22 protein-coding genes and 1 pseudogene are annotated in these 23,636 nt (G+C 40.5%); 13 read left to right on the forward strand and 10 right to left on the reverse strand.

Features of this window, described 5'->3' with window-relative positions:
• Positions 1-121 precede the first annotated feature (121 nt).
• Positions 122-702, reverse strand: a pseudogene (locus tag MHH82_RS37970) (serine hydrolase); the annotation flags it as partial.
• A gap of 401 nt (positions 703-1,103) precedes the next feature.
• Here MHH82_RS37970 and MHH82_RS37975 point away from each other — a divergent pair.
• From MHH82_RS37975 to MHH82_RS37990, 4 genes are all read left to right on the forward strand, one after another.
• Positions 1,104-1,394, forward strand: coding sequence for a lactococcin 972 family bacteriocin (locus tag MHH82_RS37975; RefSeq protein WP_072176036.1), 291 nt, complete (start codon positions 1,104-1,106; stop codon positions 1,392-1,394).
• A gap of 71 nt (positions 1,395-1,465) precedes the next feature.
• A complete protein-coding gene (locus MHH82_RS37980; protein WP_072176035.1) occupies positions 1,466-2,089 on the forward strand; it encodes an ABC transporter ATP-binding protein in 624 nt (207 codons plus the stop codon).
• Positions 2,090-2,103: 14 nt separating this feature from the next.
• Complete coding sequence (locus MHH82_RS37985; protein WP_072176034.1) at positions 2,104-4,260, forward strand: DUF1430 domain-containing protein; 2,157 nt, start codon at positions 2,104-2,106, stop codon at positions 4,258-4,260.
• A gap of 26 nt (positions 4,261-4,286) precedes the next feature.
• A complete protein-coding gene (locus tag MHH82_RS37990) occupies positions 4,287-4,775 on the forward strand; it encodes a hypothetical protein (RefSeq protein ID WP_072176033.1) in 489 nt (162 codons plus the stop codon).
• Between the two features lie 207 nt (positions 4,776-4,982).
• Here MHH82_RS37990 and MHH82_RS37995 read toward each other — a convergent pair whose 3' ends face one another.
• The gene (locus MHH82_RS37995; RefSeq protein WP_072176032.1) at positions 4,983-5,840 is read right to left on the reverse strand and encodes a hypothetical protein; all 858 of its coding nucleotides are present in this window, start codon (positions 5,838-5,840) and stop codon (positions 4,983-4,985) included.
• A gap of 131 nt (positions 5,841-5,971) precedes the next feature.
• On the opposite strand from MHH82_RS37995, the gene MHH82_RS38000 reads away from it, so the two are divergent.
• The 4 genes from MHH82_RS38000 (at position 5,972) to MHH82_RS38015 (ending at position 9,430) form a co-directional block, all read left to right on the forward strand.
• Positions 5,972-7,156, forward strand: coding sequence for a DUF4885 domain-containing protein (locus MHH82_RS38000; protein ID WP_038827935.1), 1,185 nt, complete (start codon positions 5,972-5,974; stop codon positions 7,154-7,156).
• 317 nt (positions 7,157-7,473) lie between these two features.
• Positions 7,474-8,862 carry an amino acid permease gene (locus tag MHH82_RS38005; protein ID WP_015252942.1) on the forward strand — a complete coding sequence of 463 codons (1,389 nt, stop codon included), beginning with the start codon at positions 7,474-7,476 and terminating at the stop codon, positions 8,860-8,862.
• Between the two features lie 111 nt (positions 8,863-8,973).
• Positions 8,974-9,222, forward strand: coding sequence for a sigma-G-dependent sporulation-specific acid-soluble spore protein CsgA (gene csgA, locus MHH82_RS38010; protein WP_003234887.1), 249 nt, complete (start codon positions 8,974-8,976; stop codon positions 9,220-9,222).
• 16 nt (positions 9,223-9,238) lie between these two features.
• Positions 9,239-9,430, forward strand: a complete 192-nt coding sequence (locus MHH82_RS38015; protein WP_003234886.1) for a DUF5370 family protein — start codon at positions 9,239-9,241, stop codon at positions 9,428-9,430.
• Between the two features lie 26 nt (positions 9,431-9,456).
• Here the strand turns inward: MHH82_RS38015 and blaOXA are convergent, their stop codons facing one another.
• The gene (blaOXA, locus tag MHH82_RS38020; RefSeq protein WP_038827933.1) at positions 9,457-10,260 is read right to left on the reverse strand and encodes a class D beta-lactamase; all 804 of its coding nucleotides are present in this window, start codon (positions 10,258-10,260) and stop codon (positions 9,457-9,459) included.
• 172 nt (positions 10,261-10,432) lie between these two features.
• Between blaOXA and cypC the strand changes: the two genes are divergently transcribed.
• The gene (cypC, locus tag MHH82_RS38025; protein ID WP_072175268.1) at positions 10,433-11,686 is read left to right on the forward strand and encodes a fatty-acid peroxygenase; all 1,254 of its coding nucleotides are present in this window, start codon (positions 10,433-10,435) and stop codon (positions 11,684-11,686) included.
• Between the two features lie 40 nt (positions 11,687-11,726).
• Here the strand turns inward: cypC and MHH82_RS38030 are convergent, their stop codons facing one another.
• The gene (locus MHH82_RS38030; RefSeq protein ID WP_003234883.1) at positions 11,727-11,987 is read right to left on the reverse strand and encodes a hypothetical protein; all 261 of its coding nucleotides are present in this window, start codon (positions 11,985-11,987) and stop codon (positions 11,727-11,729) included.
• Positions 11,988-12,254: 267 nt separating this feature from the next.
• Between MHH82_RS38030 and MHH82_RS38035 the strand changes: the two genes are divergently transcribed.
• Positions 12,255-13,874, forward strand: a complete 1,620-nt coding sequence (locus MHH82_RS38035; RefSeq protein ID WP_003246447.1) for an APC family permease — start codon at positions 12,255-12,257, stop codon at positions 13,872-13,874.
• 45 nt (positions 13,875-13,919) lie between these two features.
• Here the strand turns inward: MHH82_RS38035 and MHH82_RS38040 are convergent, their stop codons facing one another.
• Positions 13,920-14,801 carry a glycerophosphodiester phosphodiesterase gene (locus MHH82_RS38040; RefSeq protein ID WP_038827925.1) on the reverse strand — a complete coding sequence of 294 codons (882 nt, stop codon included), beginning with the start codon at positions 14,799-14,801 and terminating at the stop codon, positions 13,920-13,922.
• Between the two features lie 98 nt (positions 14,802-14,899).
• Positions 14,900-16,234, reverse strand: a complete 1,335-nt coding sequence (glpT, locus tag MHH82_RS38045; protein WP_003246460.1) for a glycerol-3-phosphate transporter — start codon at positions 16,232-16,234, stop codon at positions 14,900-14,902.
• 295 nt (positions 16,235-16,529) lie between these two features.
• On the opposite strand from glpT, the gene MHH82_RS38050 reads away from it, so the two are divergent.
• The 3 genes from MHH82_RS38050 to MHH82_RS38060 all read left to right on the forward strand — a co-directional run bounded on the left by MHH82_RS38050 (position 16,530) and on the right by MHH82_RS38060 (position 19,034).
• A complete protein-coding gene (locus tag MHH82_RS38050) occupies positions 16,530-16,778 on the forward strand; it encodes a YbeF family protein (RefSeq protein ID WP_015715167.1) in 249 nt (82 codons plus the stop codon).
• Positions 16,779-16,869: 91 nt separating this feature from the next.
• Positions 16,870-17,787, forward strand: coding sequence for a bifunctional helix-turn-helix transcriptional regulator/GNAT family N-acetyltransferase (locus MHH82_RS38055; RefSeq protein ID WP_072175267.1), 918 nt, complete (start codon positions 16,870-16,872; stop codon positions 17,785-17,787).
• Positions 17,784-19,034: an MFS transporter gene (locus MHH82_RS38060; protein WP_038827926.1), complete on the forward strand. Its 1,251-nt coding sequence runs from the start codon at positions 17,784-17,786 to the stop codon at positions 19,032-19,034. The genes MHH82_RS38055 and MHH82_RS38060 overlap by 4 nt, the downstream gene beginning before the upstream one ends.
• A gap of 33 nt (positions 19,035-19,067) precedes the next feature.
• Here the strand turns inward: MHH82_RS38060 and MHH82_RS38065 are convergent, their stop codons facing one another.
• From MHH82_RS38065 to MHH82_RS38080, 4 genes are all read right to left on the reverse strand, one after another.
• A complete protein-coding gene (locus MHH82_RS38065; protein ID WP_038827922.1) occupies positions 19,068-19,496 on the reverse strand; it encodes a hypothetical protein in 429 nt (142 codons plus the stop codon).
• Between the two features lie 64 nt (positions 19,497-19,560).
• Positions 19,561-21,741 (reverse strand): glycoside hydrolase domain-containing protein, encoded by a 2,181-nt coding sequence (locus tag MHH82_RS38070; protein WP_038827921.1) that lies wholly within the window; start codon positions 21,739-21,741, stop codon positions 19,561-19,563.
• A 74-nt stretch (positions 21,742-21,815) separates the two neighbouring features.
• Positions 21,816-22,736: a DMT family transporter gene (locus MHH82_RS38075; protein ID WP_072175266.1), complete on the reverse strand. Its 921-nt coding sequence runs from the start codon at positions 22,734-22,736 to the stop codon at positions 21,816-21,818.
• Positions 22,733-23,560: an AraC family ligand binding domain-containing protein gene (locus MHH82_RS38080; protein ID WP_003246321.1), complete on the reverse strand. Its 828-nt coding sequence runs from the start codon at positions 23,558-23,560 to the stop codon at positions 22,733-22,735. Before MHH82_RS38080 ends, MHH82_RS38075 begins: the two co-directional genes overlap by 4 nt.
• Positions 23,561-23,636 lie beyond the last annotated feature (76 nt).

Below are 23,636 nucleotides of genomic sequence, written 5' to 3' on the forward strand. Positions count from 1 at the left end.
ATCGCTGAATTCTGTTTTGTGAAAGTTTAATTGACATAAGAAAGAATGGCAGCCTTCTCAATATCGTGCTCCTTAGAGCAGGCTGTCAATAAGGAATTCTCGGTTGTCAATTTTCATAATTTCATTGAGAAACTAAATACTCCTTAATCAATTGCCACCTGTCACGAGCATGCATGAAGAACTCCGATGCAATGGCTACAACCAGGTTTTTCACCGGAACACAGCAAATCACATTCCCGCCATCGCCTAGTGCTGAGTATGAAAAAACACTGTCCTCATCACGAAGCCACCATAGATAGCCATAGTTATTGGCGTTCATCTTTGTTGATTGGTCAATCCAATGACTCAGGAATGATCTGTTGATTCTTCCAAGTACCATAATTTCAGGGTCGTTCACCCAACCCCTCACATGTTTACCGAATAGATCGTCAAAGCCGAATGATTTCATTTCATAATGCAGGATTTCTTTCATGCCGATCGGTTTAAATAAGTACTTGTTGGCAAATTTGCGAGCGCTTTTGCCTGTGCTGCGGGGGATTGATGGCTGACAGCAGGTGTGCACCCGCGGTGGAGTATTTAAAAGTGCCGATTGTTCTCCCCTTGACCCAGCATATTGAGCGTATAGGTGCTGCGGCACATCTTGTCGAGCGGTTCTTGTCAGTCTTCAAATGAATAGGGAGCTGTCATTGTGAGAAGGTGGCGTCTTGATTTTGTTTATTAGTAGTATCCGAGACATTCTGGGAAAGAAGCAATGCTTTCCAAATAACTCCAGCTCCAAGAAATCAAATTTAATAAATGGATCTATAAAAACATTAAAATTAAAAGAACTAATATATATAGGCTAATGAAAGGAATATATCACTTTTTGAAAAAATTTTTGATTGCTTATAATATTCATTTATAGGCGTTTAACAATTTAACTATTTGACGAGTATCAAGTGAAAACAATTCAAAAAAGTTCCTAACCTAAATTTTAAATATCATAATAATTAAATACTGTTAGAGAAAAAATAAGTTAAATATTTGAAAAAAATGTTGAAAAAAGGCATATAAAATGATAATATTACCTATATAAGTTATTAGTTTCTAAAGGAGGAACGGAAATGAAGAAAAAGATTGCTGCATTTCTACTATTAACAATAGTAGCGATAAGCACGATAATTCCTGTCACAGTATCTGCTGGAAGCGGGGAAAAGTGGAACTATGGTTATGACAAAAAGAAAATGCAGGATTACAATGATTACTACCATTGGCTTTATCGTCACAATTCGTCAATAACAAAAAAAGGTATAAATTATCCAGGTCGTATTGCACAACCTAGATATTGGTCCAAATTAAGACTTGATTATACCGGTCCTTATAAAGTTTCCTACCACAAACACGTTTACAAATAGAAAATTTTTCAAAAGGGATTTATATTATAAAATATAAGTCCCTTTTGTATTAAGATAAATAAGGAGAAAATATGATTGAAATAAAAAATATGAACAAATCATTCAATGAAAGAAAAATTTTTGAAAACTTAAATTTGGTTATTGAACCTGGGGAGTTTATTGGAATTATTGGAAAGAGTGGAAAGGGAAAAACTACATTGCTAAATATAATTGGCACGTTAGAAAAAGCAGATAGTGGTTCTATAAAAATATTAGATAGGGATATAAATAGAAAAAGAAATAAAAGATATTTACTTAGACATCACTTAGGATTTATATTTCAAAACTATGCATTAATTGATAATGCATCTGTGAATGAGAATCTAGAAATCGCACTTAAACATAAGAAGATGAATAGACAACAAAAAAGAACTGCTATGTCTTCTGCATTAAAAGAAGTTGGTTTAGATAACTATGGTAAAGAAAAAGTTCATACTTTAAGTGGTGGGGAACAACAACGCGTTGCCATTGCAAGACTGCTGCTTAAAAATCCTACTTTGATTTTAGCTGATGAACCTACGGGATCATTGGATACTGAAAACCGAGATATTATAATATCTCTTTTTCAAAAACTACATAAACAAGAGAAAACAATCATTATGGTAACTCACGATAAAGAACTAATAAAAATTTTTTCAAGAACTCTACAATTATAAAGGGGGAATAGATTGTGAAAAAATTATTATTCCTTCTCGTTATTACTACCTTTATAGTTGTAAGTTTCCTATCGATAAAGCAATTTGAATATTTACAGTTTCAATCTTTTAATCATGATAATGTTCATGATGCATGGAATGTTGTTATAGATGAAGGGAATTCTAAAATCGGTAAAAAAGATAATTTCAAAATGTTAGAACAAATAGCATTTGAATCCAAAGTTAATTTGCAACGCATATCATATGAAAATGATAATAATAAAGATAAAGTAGTGTATTATGTTGTTCTCTATAATGCATCAGAATATTTTAAAGATCTAAAACTAAGATATGGGGAATTTTTGCGAAGCAATAGTAGTTCTAATGATTTTCTATCTACTGTTCAAACAAAGAATAAGCATCAGATAGGAACATTAGAGATATTTCATAGTTTTGAACCTATTGAAATTAGGCCAATGATTGCTGCGGAAAAAACAAAAGATATTAAAGGTACCTATACTGTAATAGGTGAAAAACATGCTGAAAATTTTAAGAAAATCGCATTACAGCATGGTTTTTCAATTAAGTTATCAAAAAATGAAGATTCACAAAGTGTGAGTACACCATATCCTTATCAAGAAATGATGTATATAAGCTCATTGATTTTATGCTTATTGATAATGCTTACAATATTATATGATGTAAGTAATAACTATAAAGAAATCGCTGTTAGGTATATGTTAGGATGTAATTTATTTCATATAGGAATATATCTATTCAGAAAATATATTCCTATCATTATAAGTTCCTTGCTTGTTGGAAGTTTAGGTTTAATATTATATTTATATTGGTATAATCACTATCAACAATTCATTGAGTTCGTATATTTTTTATCGAAAAACATTGCTCTGTTATCAATAATACTTACAATCATTTTTTTAATAATATGGTTTAGTACTGGAAGTATCAATATCCCACAAATGATTAAAAATAAAAAACCTGTAAGAATGTTTTTTTATTTAAATATTATTGTGCGCTTTGTACTGGCAGTTTTTCTATTATTAGGTTTAGAGCAGGGGATTAGCAAATTTCAGGTGTTAAAAAGTACGGTTTCGAATCAAGAAAAATGGTCTTTGTTAAAACAATATTCTTATTTAGGGATGATAGCTTCACCAGAGCAAAAACAAGAAACTCTTAATTTTCAAAAAGATAAAGAAGAGCGAAAAAAAATTCAACTTTTCTATAAAAAACTAGAATCCCAAGGGGCGTTTTTTATATATCCTTCGGACTTTTACTCGAATGATTCACAAATTACATCTCAAGACATAAATCCATGGGGAGAAGAGGGAAGAAAAGTAGAAATAAATAAGAATTATTTATCGGTTAATATGATAAAAGATATACATGGAAAAGATGTGGGGATACCTTCCTCTAATAAAGATGTAATAAATGTGTTAGTACCAATAAAATTTAAAATGTATAAAGAAGATATTGAAAGATCATTAGCAGAAGATTATAAAGGTATATACGATATAAAACGTGCTGCTCCTGTAAAAATAAATATTATCTATGTCCAGAATAACCAATCTTATTTTACGTTTTCTACAAATTCAGCTCAAAACAGTAACTATAAGATTGTAGATCCGATTGCCGTAATAGTTAATAATAAATTTGACCCTTTGATACTAGCTAATAATATTTCTATGGGGTATGGTTTTTATACCAAAATTAGTGAAGGTAAAGATCCTTTCAAAATAATAAAAAGAACATTAGAGGAATATGAATTAAACAACATATGGAGCCCTGTATCTATTGCTTATTCAAATGTCGAATTAAAGATAGCCAATGATAAAGAAGCATTACAGTTAACGGCTATATATTGTGGGGTATTTCTTTTGTTAGCTGTAGTATTATTAATTTTTTCGGCAGTTTATTACTTAGAAATGAACAAAAAGCTATTATCAATACAATGGATATTTGGTTATAGCTTTTTTGAGAAGCATTATTTGGTCTATCTCTCGGTGTTGGTTTTCTGGAGTCTGACTTTTATGGTTAGCTTTTATGTATCTGGAAATATTGCGTTATTGGGTGAAATTTCCTTATGGTTGGCGATTTTAGACATATTATTAACAAGTATATTATTGATTATTAGAGAATATAATGTTACTAAACAAGTCTTAATTAAAGAGTGATTAATACAAATTGGGGGTAAACATTTTTGAAAAGAAAAATAAAATTTCTTACGATTTGTTTAGTGTTTGCATTATTATGTCTAATTATAGCTGCCTATTCTTTCTCAACGAATAAACCAGATGATGAAAATAATATGAACAAAAATCAAGTTGGAAAAACACAAAAACAAGATAGTTCATATTCAGATAATATGGTATCTGATCAAGATAATAAATACTATGTTATCTATATAAAACAGAAGAATGGAACAGGCTCATCATTTGTGCCTGAAAAGCTTAATCCTGGTTTCAAAAATGACTCTGATGATTTTAACGTAAGTATTTCCTTTGATGATAAAGGGAACGTAATTAATAATGATAAGGTAATTGAAGTGGAAGACTTCTCACTATCAAATACTAATAAGAAAAAAATTAGAAAAATAGTTGGTGCAAATAAATATGATGCAGCTTTGAAAGAGGTTGAAGATCGAGTGTTAGAGACTAAGAAAGAATTGGAACAAAATTCCGATAGTTAGTGAATATACAATTAGCAGTATTGACCGCTGTAAATAAGAGGCGGTCTTTTTGCTTAGAATTAAATATTTACTAGGTTTAATAGAAATTTATTTTCATATCGTATCCTTTTCGTATCATGTGAAAGGAGCGCTATGAAAGTTGTACTGACTATAGTTTACCTTCTAGCCGGAGAATAAAAAAGAGCCGGATAACCGGCTCGGTATAAGTTAAAACTGCTTTGTTACGTCGTATTCATAATCTATTTTTGCTTTAACATTGCTCATCGTCGATCTGGCAGTCGCTAATGTATTATATTTAAAACTCCATACCTTTGCCACACTGAGTTGATCTGACAAAGAGATATCATAAGACCCTGAAGTCGAGCTGTTTACAAGAGCACGGCGCCATTCGTTGTTTTCGCTCGTCATGATCAGGTGGCGTGTATTTCCCTGGCTTGGTGTTTGAGTGGCGGTTGTCTGAACTCTGGTTACAATGGCATCACGCGGTATCCCAGATTGGTTTGTTAAATCAACCTTGATCACGCTGGAGTCAGAACCTGAGAGGCTAAGGCTTGTATTTCCTTTATTTTCAGCAACGCCGCTGAATTGGAATGTTCCACTGCCTGATTTGATTCGGTCTTCAATTGAAAGTGTAAAATACATGTTTCCGGTATAGGTGCCTCGTGACACTTTCACATAAAAGGTATCTGTCGTGTTTTGGGCGTATGCATTTGCATAAATAAAAGAAGAAAACGTATTAGGGTTAATGACTTCTGTCCCTTGAGAAACAGGTATTCTATTCTTATCATAAATTTCAATTTTCATCCCTGTATACGCGCTCTGGTATGTACTCCTCACGTATACTTTTTCTCCCTTATTAGCCGTAAAAGTGAAATAGGCTTCATCTTGTCCAGCTTCCAGTATTGTTGTATCGATATTTTTATATTTCCAATAACCGATCGGCATTGCGGTATCAAATGAATTGTTTCCTGTGATAGCAGTGACTCCGGCAGCTGATGCCGAATACGTAAAGGTGAATAAGACAGACAGCATAACAGCGAATGGAATAAGCCATTTTTTCACCATGCAAACAACCTCCTTTTATTTCCATCATACATAATAACGATTTGGGTGTAAATAAATGTTTTTTGAGGTTAATATATACATTATCTTTGCCGATAAAAAAGAATAAGAGAGAATACTCGGGAGGGAATTCAATGCGTCTGAATCGGCAATTTATACGCACTCAGCTGATGGCACAGAACATATTGAGCAAGAATGCGCCTGCCAAACGGGAGAATGCGACTGAAAATCCAGCGGCAGTTCTGGAAAAGGCATACAGCAGGCTTAAATCACAATCTTCAACTGGGGGAATCAATCAGTTCAATTATTCTAAAACCAGCGTGTCGGGAAACAGCGGGACGTTCAGCAAAGTGTATCAATCAGCGAATGATCGAACAGTGACAGACACAGGGGAAGAAACAGTGATTCAATCCCAAAACCCCTATGAATCTGAGAGTGATATCAGAACCAAAATACTAGATGAAAAATACTGCAGGATGAATGCGATTAACAAAACAAAGTCTGATCCCTTAGGCTATATTAAGGATAAGTACCAAAATTCAAAGTCTCCTTATTTCAGAAGTGATCTGTCAGCTGCAGAAAGACAGGCCGCTTACGATAATGAAACAGAATGGTTATTCAAAGGGAAGGCGCAAAACTATAACCTTCAGGATGCTGCGTTTCGGAATGTCACATTTCATGGGGAAGTGGAAGCTGAGAATGAAAAGGTGTATCAGCGGGGACAGGTTAACCAGCAGCTGCAAGTGCTGTTGAATCGAAACCATATTCATATTCCAGAGGGGACAGAGCTGACGTTTACAATCACACCGATTGACTATCAGGTGCGGGTGAGCGGGACAGACGATCAGGATCTGATCAAGCAAATTGAGCAAGTGCTGCAATCTGGAGACAACAGCAAAGAGCTATTTTTGCACATCATGAAAAGCCAAAGCAGTGATTCAGCACAATTTTCCGAAGAGGCCTATCAAAAGTATCAGGCAGCTCGTGAGATGTACGAAGTCACTGGCTACCATTTGAAGGATTTAGAAGTGATTGATGGGCGGTACGTCACGCCTGAGGGACGTGACTTAATAGATGTATATAAGGAAGAGCTTGAAAAAGATCCAGTGCAGAAGCAAACGGCTTCTTATGCTATATCTTACTATCGTTCAGAGCTCAGTAAAATCGCGGAAGCTGGGTATAATGCCATTCCGGATTTCATCCTATCAATTGATTACAGCAATGGATCTCTGAGAGATGTGGGACAAAGCAAGAGCTATGGGACCGGAGATACCGGGTGGCTTGAAGCATTAAAGCGTCAAACGGGTGTGAATTATTAGGTAAGCTGTTCATGTAGAACAGCTTATTTTTTATGAGAATCTAAGGGGTGTATTAATTTAAATATTCAAATAATTTTATTATTTTTATATAAAAGATTTTAAAAGAAGTGAACGATTCAAAACTCTGAACAAAGGTGTTTACCTGAAAAAAACAATTGTATTTTCCAGAGAAATTTATTATGATGAAATAAGTAATTTAGGAGATTATATAACAATTTTAAGTTTGAATTTTCTGATTGTTATCACTGATTCATGTGAAGGCAAGCAGGTCTGCTGTTTTCTCATTTATGAGTATTTTGTTAGGAGGAGGAAGAGGAGTGGCAAATAAAGAATTAAAGAGGGGCCTGGGCGCGCGCCATATTCAGATGATCGCCTTGGGCGGTACAATCGGTGTTGGCTTGTTTATGGGTTCTGCCAGCACGATTTCATGGACTGGCCCATCTGTCCTTCTGGCTTATGCAATATGCGGAATTTTTATCTTTTTTATTATGCGTGCGATGGGTGAAATGCTGTATGTCGAGCCGAGCACAGGCTCTTTTGCGACGTTCGGCCATCAATATATTCATCCGATGGCAGGTTATATAACAGCATGGAGCAACTGGTTCCAGTGGATTATCGTCGGCATGTCAGAAATTATCGCTGTCGGTTCTTATATGAAGTATTGGTTCCCGGATTTGCCTGCTTGGATACCTGGTATCGTGGCAATGGTGATTCTTGGTGCGGCGAATTTAATTTCTGTTAAGTCGTTTGGGGAATTTGAGTTTTGGTTTGCGATGATTAAAATCGTGACGATTATCTTGATGATTATTGCGGGAATCGGAATTATTTTCTTCGGTTTTGGCAATGGCGGAGATGCGATCGGTTTGTCGAACCTGTGGTCTCACGGGGGCTTCTTTGCAGGAGGTTTCTCAGGTTTCTTCTTTGCACTGTCTCTTGTCATTGCGGCCTATCAAGGAGTTGAGCTGATCGGGATTACAGCGGGTGAAGCAAAGGATCCGCAAAACACGCTAAGAAATGCGATTCAAAGTATTATCTGGCGTATTTTGATTTTCTACATTGGCGCTATTTTTGTGATCGTGACGGTGTATCCTTGGGATGAGCTCAACTCACTCGGAAGTCCGTTTGTGTCTACGTTCTCGAAAATCGGGATTACGGCAGCAGCCGGCATTATTAACTTTGTCGTGATTACTGCGGCAATGTCCGGCTGTAACAGCGGTATTTTCAGCGCGGGCCGCATGCTGTATACACTGGGTGTCAATGGACAAGCACCGAAATTCTTTAAGAAGATTTCACGCAATGGTGTGCCGCTGTATGGCACAATTGCGGTGTTGATCGGTTTGGCTGTCGGTGTTGTACTGAACTATATCGCGCCGCCGAAGATCTTTGTCTATGTATACAGCGCAAGCGTGCTCCCAGGGATGATTCCTTGGTTTATCATTTTGATCAGCCATATCGGATTCAGAAAAGCGAAGGGTGCTGCATTAGATAAACATCCATTCAAAATGCCGTTTGCTCCTTTTACTAACTATTTGACGATTGCTTTCTTGCTGATGGTTCTGGTTGGCATGTGGTTTAACGATGATACTCGTATCTCTCTGATTGTAGGCGTAATTTTCTTAGCGCTTGTGGTCATTAGTTATTATGTGTTTGGGATTGGCAAACGCACGCAGGCCAATTTGACAAAAAGCGAACAAGCAGCTGAATAACGATAAAAAAGGGACATTCACGGATGTCTCTTTTTTTATTTTTCGCGTATGGATTTTCCCTATTTTAGCAAGCTATAGGGTAAAGATAGCAGAAGGAAAGGTGTTCATGAAATGGATGTTACACTCGGTTATTTGCGCGAATCACTTTCGAATCATCTAGAAAATGAAGTCTGCCAGCGTATTTGCAAGAAGATGCTGGCGAAGCGTTATGCAAATGAAGAGGAATTTGTAAAAGACTTAGATGATAATGAAATGTCTTTTTTGAACCATGTATTAGAAAAAGAAATTAAGTATGCCCAGAATGAACAGGATCAAAAACGGGCCAAGGAATTAAACGAGGTGTATGAATTACTGCTTTGAGAAAGGCGGGTAAGAAATGGGAGCAATTGAACGAAGCGGATATACATTTCAGCCGGAGTTTAGCGTTGTCCGTCAAAACGGAGCCATCCATGTGTACCATCAAGGAGAGTTTGTGGAAGAAATCGAATTTGAATTTAACGGGGAATATCCCGATCATGATTTGATTGAAGAGCTTGTGAATCATTATTGTTTTGAGCATGAGATTTAGAGCCCTGCCGTGCAGGGCTCTTTTATTTAGGATGTAATCAGGCCATACTTTTTCAGGATATCCACGGTGATGTTTTTGGCTTTTGTGCCGGAATCATCGACATTGGTGACAAAGACATAAGAGCCATGCTCTGTTTTGATGAATCCGACAAACCATCCTAATCCCATATCAGTCAGGCGGGTTCCGGTTTTCCCGTAGAGCGTGTAATGATCGCCTTCCTCTTGAATCATCATGCGCTTGACGATTTTCATCACCGGTTTGTCAAATGGAAGCTCCTCTTTAAATAGTTTCTCCAAAAAGGTTTCTTGTTCCAGCGGAGATATTGTGAGCGAGCTTTGCAGCCAAAACTGGTCAATTCCCCCGCTGATATCCTTGTTGCCGTAAGATAGTGTATGAAGCCATGTTTTCATTCTTTCCTCGCCGATATCTCTCGCTAATGCCTGATAATACCAAATTGCGGATTCACGCATGGCCGAGCCAAGCGTATGGTCGCGGTTCCATGATTCGAATTCACGCTTGACCCCGTCCCATCGTTTAACATCGTATTCATCTCTTACAGCTTTGACCTGCAAACCGATTAAAGCGTTCACGACTTTAAAGGTGGATTGCGGAGTTTGTCTTTGATTTGCCCGTTTTCTGTTATAGACAAATGTCTGCTCCTTTTGTAAATCGTGAAGAATGAAGGTTCCATCCGTATCCTTGAATTCATCATCGACATTCATTCTGCTGACATTCAAGTATTTTTCATGAGCAGATGACGCTGCGTGGACGGAGAAGCCGCCGATCCCTGCAATACTCAGCACAAGCACAACATATATCCATTTTTTCATTTTGTTCTCCCCTTTGTTTTGATTAACTACCTTTTCTCTCTTTCATTTGTTCTTCCTTTAAAAAATAATCAAAAAGCGCTTAAATTTGGTTTTGTAAACAAATACTGTTACTGGGTTTATATTCGGAAGATAACGTGAAAATAGAGGGTAAAAAGGAAGGCAGGGTAAGCGGATGAATGAGCAGATTCCACATGACAAAAGTCTCGATAACAGCCTGACGCTGCTGAAGGAAGGGTATTTATTTATTAAAAACAGAACAGAGCGCTACAATTCAGATCTGTTTCAGGCCCGTTTGTTGGGAAAAAACTTTATTTGCATGACTGGCGCTGACGCGGCGAAGGTGTTTTATGATACGGATCGATTCCAGCGACAGAACGCTTTGCCTAAGCGGGTGCAGAAATCGCTGTTTGGTGTTAATGCGATTCAGGGAATGGATGGCAGCGCGCATATCCATCGGAAGATGCTTTTTCTATCATTGATGACACCGCCGCATCAAAAACGTTTGGCTGAGTTGATGACAGAGGAGTGGAAAGCAGCAGTCACAAGATGGGAGAAGGCAGATGAGGTTGTGTTATTTGAAGAAGCAAAAGAAATCCTGTGCCGGGTAGCGTGCTATTGGGCAGGTGTTCCGTTGAAGGAAACGGAAGTCAAAGAGAGAGCGGATGACTTCATTGACATGGTCGATGCGTTCGGTGCTGTGGGACCGCGGCATTGGAAGGGAAGAAAAGCAAGGCCGCGTGCGGAAGAGTGGATTGAAGTCATGATTGAAGATGCTCGTGCCGGCTTGCTGAAAACGACTCCCGGAACAGCGCTGCATGAAATGGCTTTTCACACACTAGAAGATGGAAGCCAGCTGGATTCCCGCATGGCAGCCATTGAGCTGATTAATGTACTCCGGCCTATTGTCGCCATTTCTTACTTTCTTGTGTTTTCAGCTTTGGCGCTTCATGAGCATCCGAAGTACAAGGAATGGCTGCGGTCTGGAAACAGCAGGGAAAGAGAAATGTTTGTGCAGGAGGTCCGCAGATATTATCCGTTCGGCCCGTTTTTAGGGGCGCTTGTCAAAAAAGATTTTGTATGGAATAACTGTGAGTTTAAGAAGGGCACATCGGTGCTGCTTGATGTATATGGAACGAACCACGACCCTCGTCTATGGGATCATCCCGATGAATTCCGGCCGGAACGATTTGCGGAGCGGGAAGAAAATCCGTTTGATATGATTCCTCAAGGCGGGGGGCACGCCGAGAAAGGCCACCGCTGTCCAGGGGAAGGCATTACAATTGAAGTCATGAAAGCGAGCCTGGATTTCCTCGTCCATCAGATTGAATACGATGTTCCGGAACAATCACTGCATTACAGTCTCGCCAGAATGCCGTCATTGCCTGAAAGCGGCTTCGTAATGAGCGGAATCAGACGAAAAAGTTAAATCAAAAAGCTCTCTTCCTTTATCGAAGAGAGCTTTTTGATTACTTCTTTTTTTCATCGTAGTATTGGACGGGATACATGGAGCCTTCTGATACCATTTTGTTATCCTCGATATCTTGCGGGTCCGGGTGGCCGGCTTTATCAACTGGGAACGTTTCCATATCGGGCTGTTTTGTTATTTTCATCTTCATGCTGTGAATGAATTCTCTTGCCTTTTGGCGATTTGACGGGTCTTTTAATAGATAAGAAGTGATGCCGACAGTTGAAACAGCGAGACCTGAAAGTAACAGCTTTTGTTTCATGGTGATACTCCTTTCTATTTTAAGAATAGTGTTTCCTGTATCATTCCCGTTTTGGAAATAGCTAAACCTATTGTGTTTTTATCGTTGGGATTAACAGTAAATTCCATTTAAGAAGAAATTAGTGACTTCATTCCTGTATTGGAAGGTAATATACATTGACTTATTATAGTTTCAGTCAAAATTCGATAAATATTGACAAAGTAAAGTAATCAGAATAATAATATAATTAGCAAGAGAATGTCATCATACATGAAAGGTGTTTACGATATGAATCAATTGCATCGAAGAATGGGAACGTTTTCCCTCATGATGGTCGGGCTCGGGTCGATGATCGGTTCAGGCTGGCTGTTCGGGGCTTGGCGTGCTGCTCAAATAGCAGGACCAGCTGCTATTATTTCATGGGTTATTGGAATGGTCGTCATTTTATTTATTGCTCTTTCTTATAGTGAACTAGGTTCTATGTTCCCTGAAGCGGGGGGAATGGTAAAATATACGCAATATTCACACGGTTCGTTTATCGGTTTTATTGCGGGCTGGGCCAACTGGATTGCGATTGTGTCCGTCATTCCGGTTGAAGCGGTGGCCTCCGTTCAATATATGAGTTCTTGGCCTTGGGAATGGGCGAAATGGACAAGCGGTTTGGTGAAGAATGGAACGCTGACTGGGGAAGGACTAGCGTTTGCCTCTGTATTGCTTCTCATTTATTTTCTGCTGAACTACTGGACAGTCAATCTATTTTCGAAAGCGAATTCATTAATTACGATTTTTAAAATTATTATTCCGGGTCTTACGATTGGAGCTTTGCTGTTTGTCGGATTCCACGGAGAAAACTTTACTGGCGGTCAAAGCATTGCGCCGAATGGCTGGGCAAGTGTGCTGACGGCGGTTGCCACTTCAGGTATCGTTTTTGCGTTTAATGGTTTCCAAAGCCCGATTAATATGGCGGGTGAAGCAAAAAACCCGGGGAAATCAATCCCGATTGCGGTTGTTGGCTCTCTTTTCGTTGCGACAGTGATTTATGTCCTGCTGCAGATCGCCTTCATTGGAGCTGTGAATCCTTCTGATATTGCTCACGGCTGGAGCCATCTGAATTTTAATTCTCCTTTTGCTGATCTGGCGATTGCGCTGAATATTAACTGGCTAGTTATTGTGTTATATGCGGATGCATTTGTATCACCGTCTGGAACAGGGATTACGTATACGGCGACAACGTCCCGAATGATTTACGGAATGGAAAAAAACAAATACATGCCGAGTATATTCGGGAAGCTTCATCCGATTTACGGCGTTCCGCGACAAGCAATGTTCTTTAACTTGATTGTGTCGTTCATCTTTTTGTTCCTGTTCAGAGGGTGGGGCGTATTAGCGGAAATTATTTCCGTTGCTACGTTAATTTCTTATATCACCGGCCCGATCACAGTCATGACATTGAGACGGACGGGGAAAGACCTGTACAGGCCTCTTCGTTTAAAAGGCTTAAACGTGATTGCGCCGCTTGGATTTATCTTTGCGTCACTGGTGCTGTATTGGGCGCGCTGGCCGTTAACAGGACAGGTTCTGTTTATTATCCTGATCGGTCTTCCGATTTATTTCTATTATCAGGCGAAGGCGAAATGGAAAGGGTTTGGCCGAAACTTCAAAGCCGGCGTCTGGATGGTGTTTTATCTGCTGGCCATGATGGTCATTTCTTATTTGGGCAGTGATAAATTCGGCGGCCTGAATGTCATTCATTATGGCTGGGATATGGTTCTGATTGCGATGGTATCACTTGTATTCTATGTGTGGGCGCTGAAGAGCGGCTACCAGACAGAATACTTAAAGGATGCGAAAGAGATAAATTCTCAGCTGCTTAATGGACAGTCAGAAGCTGCTGCCGGAAAAGAATAAAATATGAAGAAAACCTTGCGATAGTTGTCGCAAGGTTTTTTGCTTTTAATAACCCTTTTTTACTTTGTGGAAAAGATCAGGATAGTTGGTGAACACTCCTGTTACGCCCCAATCAAGCAGGCGATGCATATCAGCTTCATTATTGACTGTGTAAGGGTGAAGCAGGAGGCCGTGGTTGCGGATCATACGGACGTTTTCTTGATTTAAAGCTTTATAATCCGGGCCCGCACCGACAGCGTATGTTTTGATTTCTTCCAGGGCAGCATCTGTCATTGACGCCATTTGTTTGGCTTCCAGCAATTGAACGGTCGGCAGTTTTGGCTGTAATTGATGGACTTTTACCAGACTTTCTTTGCTGAACGATTGAATGATCACCTGGCCTGGCTTAGAATGCTTCCCCAGTAATTTATGTTTCTGCAAAGAAGCGATCAGTTTTTCTTCCATACCTGGGTAGGTGTCAGGCGATTTTGTTTCAATGTAGTAGTTCGCGTGCTTTCCGAAACGGTCTAATACCTCTTCTAATGTAGGAACTTTAAGGCCGACGTACTGCGGCTTTGCTTTTTCCGGATAGGCTTCATTAAACCAAGAACCGGCGTCAAGCTTCTTAATGTCTGCGAGCGTATGGTCTTTCACCCAGCCCGTTCCGTTTGTGGTACGGTCCAGTTTTTCATCGTGCATGACAATCAATTTCCCGTCTTTTGTCATTTGCAGATCTAATTCAATATAATCTGCTTTCATTTTCTGAGCGGTTTCGTAAGACAGAATCGTGTGCTCAGGCACATATCCAGAAGCCCCTCTGTGCGCGACGGTCAGGATACGGTCAGGTGACAGCAGGTTTCCTTTTGACGCTGCCGACACTGGCGTTACCATAAATGAGAGTAATCCCAGCGACAGAACAAACAAGGCCAGTATTCTATTTTTTCTCATGATTTCTCCTCCTTATAGATAAGCACTACCTGTCTTTCATATTAAAAAACGGATGTAAACGGCGTGTTGGAAAATGATTAATCTTTTATGTTTCTTTCTTAAACGTGTTCCGCCCGTTTTCCTGTATTCCACGTCAAAGCCAAGAAGACGATAGCAAGAATGCAGGATGAGATCAGCATGATAAAGCCGCCGTTCCAATTAAAGCGGTCAACGACAAAGCCCATAATGGCGTTTGCGAAGGCGGATCCGCCGATGTATCCGAAAAATCCGGTCAAACCGGCTGCAGTTCCGGCTGCTTTTTTCGGTGCTAGATCGATCGCTTGCAGGCCGATCAGCATAACAGGTCCGTAGATTAAGAAGCCAATGCTGATCAGGGCGATATTGTCTACGAGCGGATTGCCGGCCGGATTCAGCCAGTACACCAATACGGCAATGAAAACACCCGCCATAAACAAAACGCCTGCCGGTGCCCGGCGGCTTTTGAAGAATCGGTCACTGATCCAGCCGCACAAGATCGTTCCCGGTATGCCTGCGTATTCGTAAAGAAAATACGACCAGCGTGAGTCTTCAGGAGAAAAGCCTTTGGCTTCTGTTAAGTAAGTAGGCGCCCAGTCAACCACGCCGTATCGCACGAAATAAACAAATACATTGGCAAAAGCGATGTACCAAAGAAATTTGTTGTTCAGCACATATTGAAAAAGAATTTCTTTTGTTGTTAATTCTTTTTCCTGATTTTTAAAAGCGTGTTTTGGATAGTCATTCCGATACTCTTCAATTGGCGGGAGTCCGCAGGATTGAGGTGTATCACGAACCAATAAAACAATTAAAAATGAAATGATAATGGCGATGATGGCAGGGAAGAAAAACACGCTTTTCCAAGTGACGAACATCGCGATCCCAAGAGTCACAAGCGGAGCAAGAATACCGCCGCCTATGTTATGGGCGACATTCCAGATCGACATTTTTGTGCCGCGTTCACTTATAGAGAACCAATGGGCCATCGTCCTGCCGCATGGCGGCCAGCCCATTCCTTGAAACCATCCGTTGATAAACATAAAAATAAACATGATGGTGACGCTCGAAGTCACCCAAGGCATTGAAACGAATAGAATATTAACGATTGCTGATAAAAATAGGCCTGTCGCCAGAAAATATCTCGGATTACAGCGGTCAGACACCATTCCCATGATGAATTTGCTGAAGCCGTACGCAATGGACACAGCGGCCAGCACCAAACCCAGTTCTGTTTTCGAAAATCCCTGTTCCTGCAGATAAGGAATGGCAAAGGCAAAGTTTTTCCGCAGCAGGTAGTAGCCTGCGTAGCCAATGAAAATACCAATGAATACTTGCAGCCTGAGCCGTTTGTATGCCGCATCCATCTTTGAATCATCCAGTCTCTCAATGTGAGGAGCCGGTTTAAATATATTAAGCATTAACAATTATCCCCCTTTGCTGTTTGTGCTGGATGTGTGGCGTGCCTCCTTTCCCGAAAAACAAAAAGAGCCAGAAAACACCCCTTGTCAAAAGGGGTTGGATTCCTGGCTCTCCTCATCTCCATCCAAGCTATTAACTTATCATGATAGCGCTTTCTTAAATTATCATAGTCCGGAGCGAATGTAAACGGGTAATTTTCAAATTGGGCCTTAGGGAAGTAAATATTATCCTTTTACTAAATGAAGTTATGTTTTTTACTAGTAACATAAAAATCTGGAGGGAGGCTGTTTAAAGGTGGATGAATTAGATATCGCATTCTTTATTTTACCGTTAGGAATTATGCTGCTATCGATTGTCGGGACCTGTATTTGTAAAAATCCGTATCTGATGCCAATGCTTAGTTTGGTGATTTCTCTTGTGCTCACCTTTACCATTTTTAATGAATCATTTTTGGGATGGGCTGTTGTCTATAGCTTGGTTTCTCTGGCTTTATCCTATATCACATTGATTGTGGTAAGGAAAAGGAAGGAATCAGGAAATTAAAAAGACCTCACTTTCTAACATATCGTTGACTAAGGCAACTATATGTGATTATAATTGGCTTAGTCAACAATATTAGAAAGTGGGGATTGATTTGAAAACAAGAGAATCATCTGTCGGATTAAAATTCAGAAAGTTCAATCGATTTTATACAAACGTCCTTGGTTTCCTTAATGAGCACATTTACGACAGCCCGTTTTCCTTAACAGAAACACGGATTTTATTTGAGATTTATAATACGCCTAATTGTACGGCAAAAGCTCTTCAGGATAAGCTGGGGCTTGACCGGGGATATGTCAGCAGGATTGTGAAGCAGTTTGAAAAAGAAGATTTGATCTATAAACAGAGGAGCAAAGATGACGCCCGCCACCATTATATTTTTGTCACAGAAACAGGAAAAACGATTTATAAAAAGCTGGAGGAGAAAGCCAACGAACAAGTAGAACTGATGCTGAATGAAATCAACCAAAAGGAGCAGCACAAGCTTGCCGAGGCGATGGCAGAGATTGAAGCGATCCTTTCACAGTCGCTTTCTGCCAGATCATCAGAGATATCGATTAGAGATTATTTTCTCTCGGAGGATCTTCAACTCCTTATTGAGAAACAAAGACAATTTTACGCGGAGGCTCACGGTTGGGATGACACGTTTTTAGCTTATCTTCAGGAGACATTTGACGCTGAAATCGAAAAAATATGGATTGCGGAAAGCGGCGGGAAATTTGCCGGCTCTGTCGGGTTGGTCAAGCATGATGAAAAGACAGTTCAGCTCAGATGGTTTCTGGTTGATTCGGATTTTCGGGGCAGGGGGCTCGGCACGCAATTGCTGGAGCATCTGGTTGCATACTGCCAAGACATGAAGTTTGACCGCATTTTCCTTTGGACGGTGAGTACCATGGCTGAGGCTCGTCCGCTCTATAAAAAATTTGGATTCAGGATAAGTGAAGTAAAACAAGAAGCGCCATTATGGGGACAGCAGCTGACAGAAGAACGGTGGGATTTGGAACTGTCATGAAAAGACTGCATTATGCGTGGATCATCGTCTCCGTCACCTTTTTGATCTTATTGGCGGTTCAGGGGGTGCGGCTGTCATTTGGTGCGTTTGTGGAGCCGTGGGAACGGCAGTTTTCAATGGATAGAAGCACCATCTCGCTGATTTCGACGATGAGTTTTATTGTTTATGGCATATCACAGCCTGTGATTGGGCGGCTTGTGGACAAATGGGGTGCCCGGGCTGTTTTGGCATGGAGTGCGTTACTGACAGGAGTCAGCATTTTCTTAACATACCTAGTGACTTCGCCTTGGCAGCTGTTTCTGCTTTATGGGCTGGGTGTCTCGCTTGGAGTGGGCGGAGCATCGAATGTGGCGGCAAGTGTATTGGTCGTCAATTGGTTCAGCAAAAAGCGGGGACTAGCCTTTGGGATCATGGAAGCAGGCTTTGGCGCGGGGCAAATGCTTCTCGTTCCCGGCTCACTCATGTTGATCCATTGGTTTAGCTGGAAGCTGACGGTTGTGGTGTTGGGACTGCTGTTAATCGTGATTGTCTTTCCGGCTGCGCTGCTGATGCTGCGGAACAATCCTTCAGAAAAGAATACAGAGCCGATAGGCGGACTGGCTGCATCAGAAAAAGAAACAGCACCCAAAACAACAGCTCTTTCAGTGGCCGGGATGTTTCGTATGAGGCAATTCTGGTTCTTGATTTTTCCGTTTTTGATCTGTGGATTTACGACCGTGGGGCTGATGGATACCCATTTGATTCCGTTTTCTCATGATCATGGCTTTTCAACGACAGTCACGAGTACTGCTGTCAGTCTGCTGGCAGGCTTTAATATTGCTGGCATCTTGCTGTCCGGAATTGTAGCGGACCGGTGGAGCAGCCGGAAAATCCTGTGCTTTTTATATGCGGTGCGGGCGCTGTCGATCGTGATTCTTATTTACAGCCACGAGCCCTACTTGCTTTTAGCCTTTGCGATTCTGTTTGGATTAGTGGACTTTGCAACGGTAGCACCGACTCAAATACTCGCCACCCAGTACTTTCAAAACTACTCGATCGGCCTCATGATTGGCTGGCTGTCACTCGCCCATCAGATCGGATCGGCACTAGGTGCATATGTGCCCGGCGTCATCTACACGGTAACGGGTGAGTATACACTGGCTTTTTATTTGTCGATTGGAATGCTCGTGCTTGCGAGCGTAATGAATGTGATGCTGAGGGAGCCAGCGGCAGTTACGCGAGACAGTGCGTCTGTGGTAGAGAAGTGATGAGAGCAGAGGATAAGCATCTCTGATTTGGGATTATTCAGAGATGCTTTTTTTGTATTTTTGTTCTAATACGAAGTCGATCATACCGACTATGCGGGCGTTTTCGGATTTTTGTTTGAAGCGTTCAGAAATTTGAACTTTTCTTGAAAATGGGGAAACACCAAATACCCATATTAGGCCAATTAACACAAAAAACATTTGTATACCCATTTCTATTAAATCATTATAATGAGAACTGAAAAAATAAATATATAACGTTATTAATGTTACTGTAAATACGATTTTGACAGTGTGTTTGAATGTGAGCTGTGGTTCAATTAAACACACTTTCATTTGGTTGAGTGTGAAAGAGTCTTGTTTCATTAGGTACAAAAGTAAATCATTATCGTTTTGACTGATAGGGTACAAGTCGGTTTCTATTTTTTTTGTGATCTCCTGATATTTATGTATATTACTTTTCATACAGTATCCCCCCTTTTTTAAGAAGAACTCCATGAATCCCTACAGGAATCATGGAGAAACAATATTATTTAAAAAGTGCTAAAAATGTACGGAAGAGTATTGCAGCAGCTCCCATTTCAGGACCTACCGTTAATACTAATGCACCAATACCAGCAACAATTAAGATACCTGTACCTACCACAAGCATGTTGTTGACAATAGTATCCCAATCTGGTGAGTATACTTCCTCAGTATCTGGTAAAGTAAAGTGCTTCTGTTTTATTTTAAACGTAATCGTAGTCGTTAGTCCAGTTGTGACATTGTCACCTACTGGAATATCAGGTGTATAGATTTTAATTTGAATGTTTAAAGATTCAGCTGTTGGATTTACATAAACCTCCAAATAACCGTTGCGTACTGATAAGCTCAGACTATTTAAAAGGTTTTGATAAGAGTCGATTTGTGACGCAGTGAGAGACGTTTGAGTGTCGCCCAATAAACCCGTGATATAGGCACCTGGTTTACCATTTGTAATGGTAATTGTGTTTGGTGAACCTTCACTTGGTATGGTTGCCAGAAGTGAAGTTGATAGAATAATATCCAACTCAGGTGATGTGAAAATGGTTTCTGTCGTATCAAATTCAAACATCGCGTTTGCCAGACTTGTTAGATTTTCTAAAGCTGGAATGGTAGATAAAATGTCTGTCAGTGTACGCAGTCTTGCATCATATACCGGATCAGACGGCGGATTTACATTGCTTGCACCTGAGTCTCTTCCTGAATACCCGTCTTTATCAATCCCGATGCTTCCAGAGCCGCTTCCGATGGTTCCTTCATAAAATTGATCAAAGGCCCAATTGTTTGGCATCGGATAGCCGAGATTGCCGCTAAATCCTGTTGACATATTTGCCACAAAACTATACTTTGTCATTCCTGCTTCTGATGTACGGATACAAATGTTTCTTGGTCCGTAAACCCCTATTTCATACTTAGGTGCGGTTGAAAATGTCTGCATTTTTGTAAATGCTGACTTAATCTCTTGGAAATAAGGAATGATTTTATCGGTCACTTCATAATCGTATGCATCAAAATCGACAGCGAAATAAATGGTCGTGCCTGACGGAAAACCTAATCTTCTAGCAGCAGAAGCGGCACTATATGCATCTCTTGTGCCTTGGTCTTTGACAAAATAAGAAGATTCATAGCCGCCGTCTTGATAAATTGGGAAAACCTTCAATCCGGCATCAAGAATAACTGCAAGCTCTTTAGATGTCAGGGCTTTTGATGTGAGGCCGCTGCTTGTCCGCACATTTCCGGTCAAATATCTGCCAACCGTTTTATAACCGTTATTCCGTAGTGTTTGAGCTTTTTCTGCGGTTATAATTGTAGCAGTGTCACAAGCAGAAGCGGCGCGAGTTGTGTCTCCTGAGCTTGATAATAAAGCTTTAATGGTTGGCATATCTGCATAACCTGTTTGCGGCAGGCACATGAACTCTTGAAATGCTTTAACAGCTGAAACAACACCCACACCATATTTGCCGTCAAACTCACCAGGATCGAACGATTTTCCGTTACAATAGAGGGCGTACTGTACAATTAAGACAAATCCTGTTCTTGAATCGCCGGGAGTTAAAGTAGGGCATAAACTTGTGGTGCCGTTTCCGAAAAATCCATTGGCAACACTTGTGCTCATGCCTTCTTCTTTTTGCAGGGCATAAATAAGAGCTTTATTTGTATCGCGGCCATACAGTCCGTCACAAGGCATTAACCCGATATAGTCATTGTAGTCCCGATTTAAGTTTTGTTGAATCTGGCGAATTCTTGAATCACCCCCAGACACCAGCTTAAAAGCGCTCATGTCTAATAAGGCTTTCATAATTAACGTGGTGACAATCCCATCCTGTGTTGTCAGTCCGGCAGCTTTTTGAAATTCTTTTACCGCATTTTCTGTTTTTTCGTAAAAGACGCCTGTAAAACCGCCGGGATTAAAGCCTTTACACCATAAAGCCCCTTGTAAAATAAAATTCATGTTGCTTGGTTTTGAATCTGGAGCTTGGCGTTTAAGAGGCTTAAATAAACGCTGTGTTGTCGGCCCGAAGTTATCGGCTGGCTCTGAGATACCCAATTCAATTTGAAGCGCCCGAGTCAGACCGTAGATCGTATCCCACCCAGTTTTCCCGCTTTCTTCTACAGGGTTATACCCATGTTTGCCGCTGTACGTATCGTTCAGCCATTGCTGTGTGATTAAGACCATTTCATCAACCATTTCGATTCCTCCTTTGTTAGATTGCGTTCATTTATAGGTGGCAAACGTAGGACAAAATAAAAAAATGGATGCCGTTAAGCATCCATTTTACATCCATTCTCCAACAGCTTCGCTTTCGGTTTCATCTCCGAGATGTAGAGGCCTAAAAGCGTAAGGGCGCCTCCTAGAAGAGCGATCCATGTCATGTTTTCATGCAGGATCAGGACGGAAGCGGCGATTGTGATAACCGGGACCATGTATATATACGCACTGGATTTGACGGCTCCGAGCACGCCGACTGAATAATTCCAAGTGGCGAAGCACAGGGCCGAAGCGCCAATCCCTAAGAAAAGCATGTTGAGTATATTTGAAGCAGATGAAAATCGGCTTAGGTCAAAATGGAAGTCGAACAAAAATAAAGCGGGAACCATAAACAATAAACCATACAAAAATACTCTCTGTGTCAGCTCGATGATGTGGTATTTGTAAGCGCTTAATTTTTTCATGAATATCGAGTATCCGCCAAACACGAGAGCAGCCCCGGCTGCCATGATGTCTCCGAGTGGATTTAGACGAAGTACCACATTGCCGTTAAACGTAATCAATAAAAGCCCGATCAGTGCCGAGACAAATCCAATCAAAAAAGTCAGACGCAGTTTTTCGCCTTCGAGCAGAAAATGGGCCAAAACCGCAGTGATCATCGGTATAATGGACACGATCATGCCGACATTGGATGCGTATGTATAGGTGAGAGCTATATTTTCTAATAGAAAGTATAAGGTTACGCCAAATAAACCAGCCCCGGCAAACAACAGCTCCTGCCGCCAATTTCTGAACGGAATCATGTTGGGACGGACGAGGATAAGAGCGATAAAGCCCATCAAAAACCGATAAAATAATATTTCCATTGGAGAGAAGTCAGCCAGCAGAACTTTTGTCGAAATAAAGGTCGTCCCCCAAATCAGAATGGTCACAATGGCTGCGATATGCCCCGAAGTTTTTCTTTGTATGTTCATCTGTGAAGCTCCTTTTCAAAAATCTTCATGTATTGCTTCGGCGTCAGCCCCACCTGCCGTTTAAAAAACTTCGTCATATGACTCTGATCGCTGAATCCTGTCTGAAATGCCGCATCAATCGGCCTTACCCCTTGTTCAAGAAGTTTTTTCGCTTGATTAATCCGGATTGTTTCCATGTAGCTATTAGGGGTAATGCCTTTTTGTTTTGTAAATGAACGCAATAAATGATACTTGCTCCAGCCTGTTAATTCACTCAAATCATTGAGTGTGACATTTTCGGCATAATGCTCTTCTAAAAATTCACAAACCATTTTGACTTCGTCTGATGGTTCTGGAACGCTGCTAAGGAACGTGACATCTGAATAATGGCGGATCAGCTCTTCTAATAGATGAAGAAACAGCTCCTCTTTACGCAAAGCTTGTTTTTCCTCGGATATCAAAATATGCAATTCCTGCAGGCTGGCTGTCAGCTCATGGCGGAATAACACATGCTGGGAGAAATAAGGGAGATGCCCGGAGCCAGTAATCTCTTTCACCGCCTTCTCCATGATATCCGGCATAACATTGATACACCGATAATCAAGCGTCCGGCCGTCAATCTGTTCACAGCTATGCGTGTCACGGGGGTTAAAGAGGAGAAGATCACCTGGATTGATGATATATTCTTGATCCTGACAGGCCAGATACCGTTGCCCTTTTTCAATAAATCCAATCACATAATAATCGTGAAAGTGGTTCGGGAACTTTTGCATAATTCCCTTGAAACGGTAGGCTTCTATATGAAGGTGTGGGTCAAGCTGCAATGTGCGGGTTTCGTTTTGCATGGGATGCCTCCTGTCGGTGTGGTGGTCTTGGATTAAGTGTAGCATGATTTAGGGGGATTTCTTGTATGATGTTGCT

The organism is Bacillus sp. FSL K6-6540, assembly GCF_038007545.1.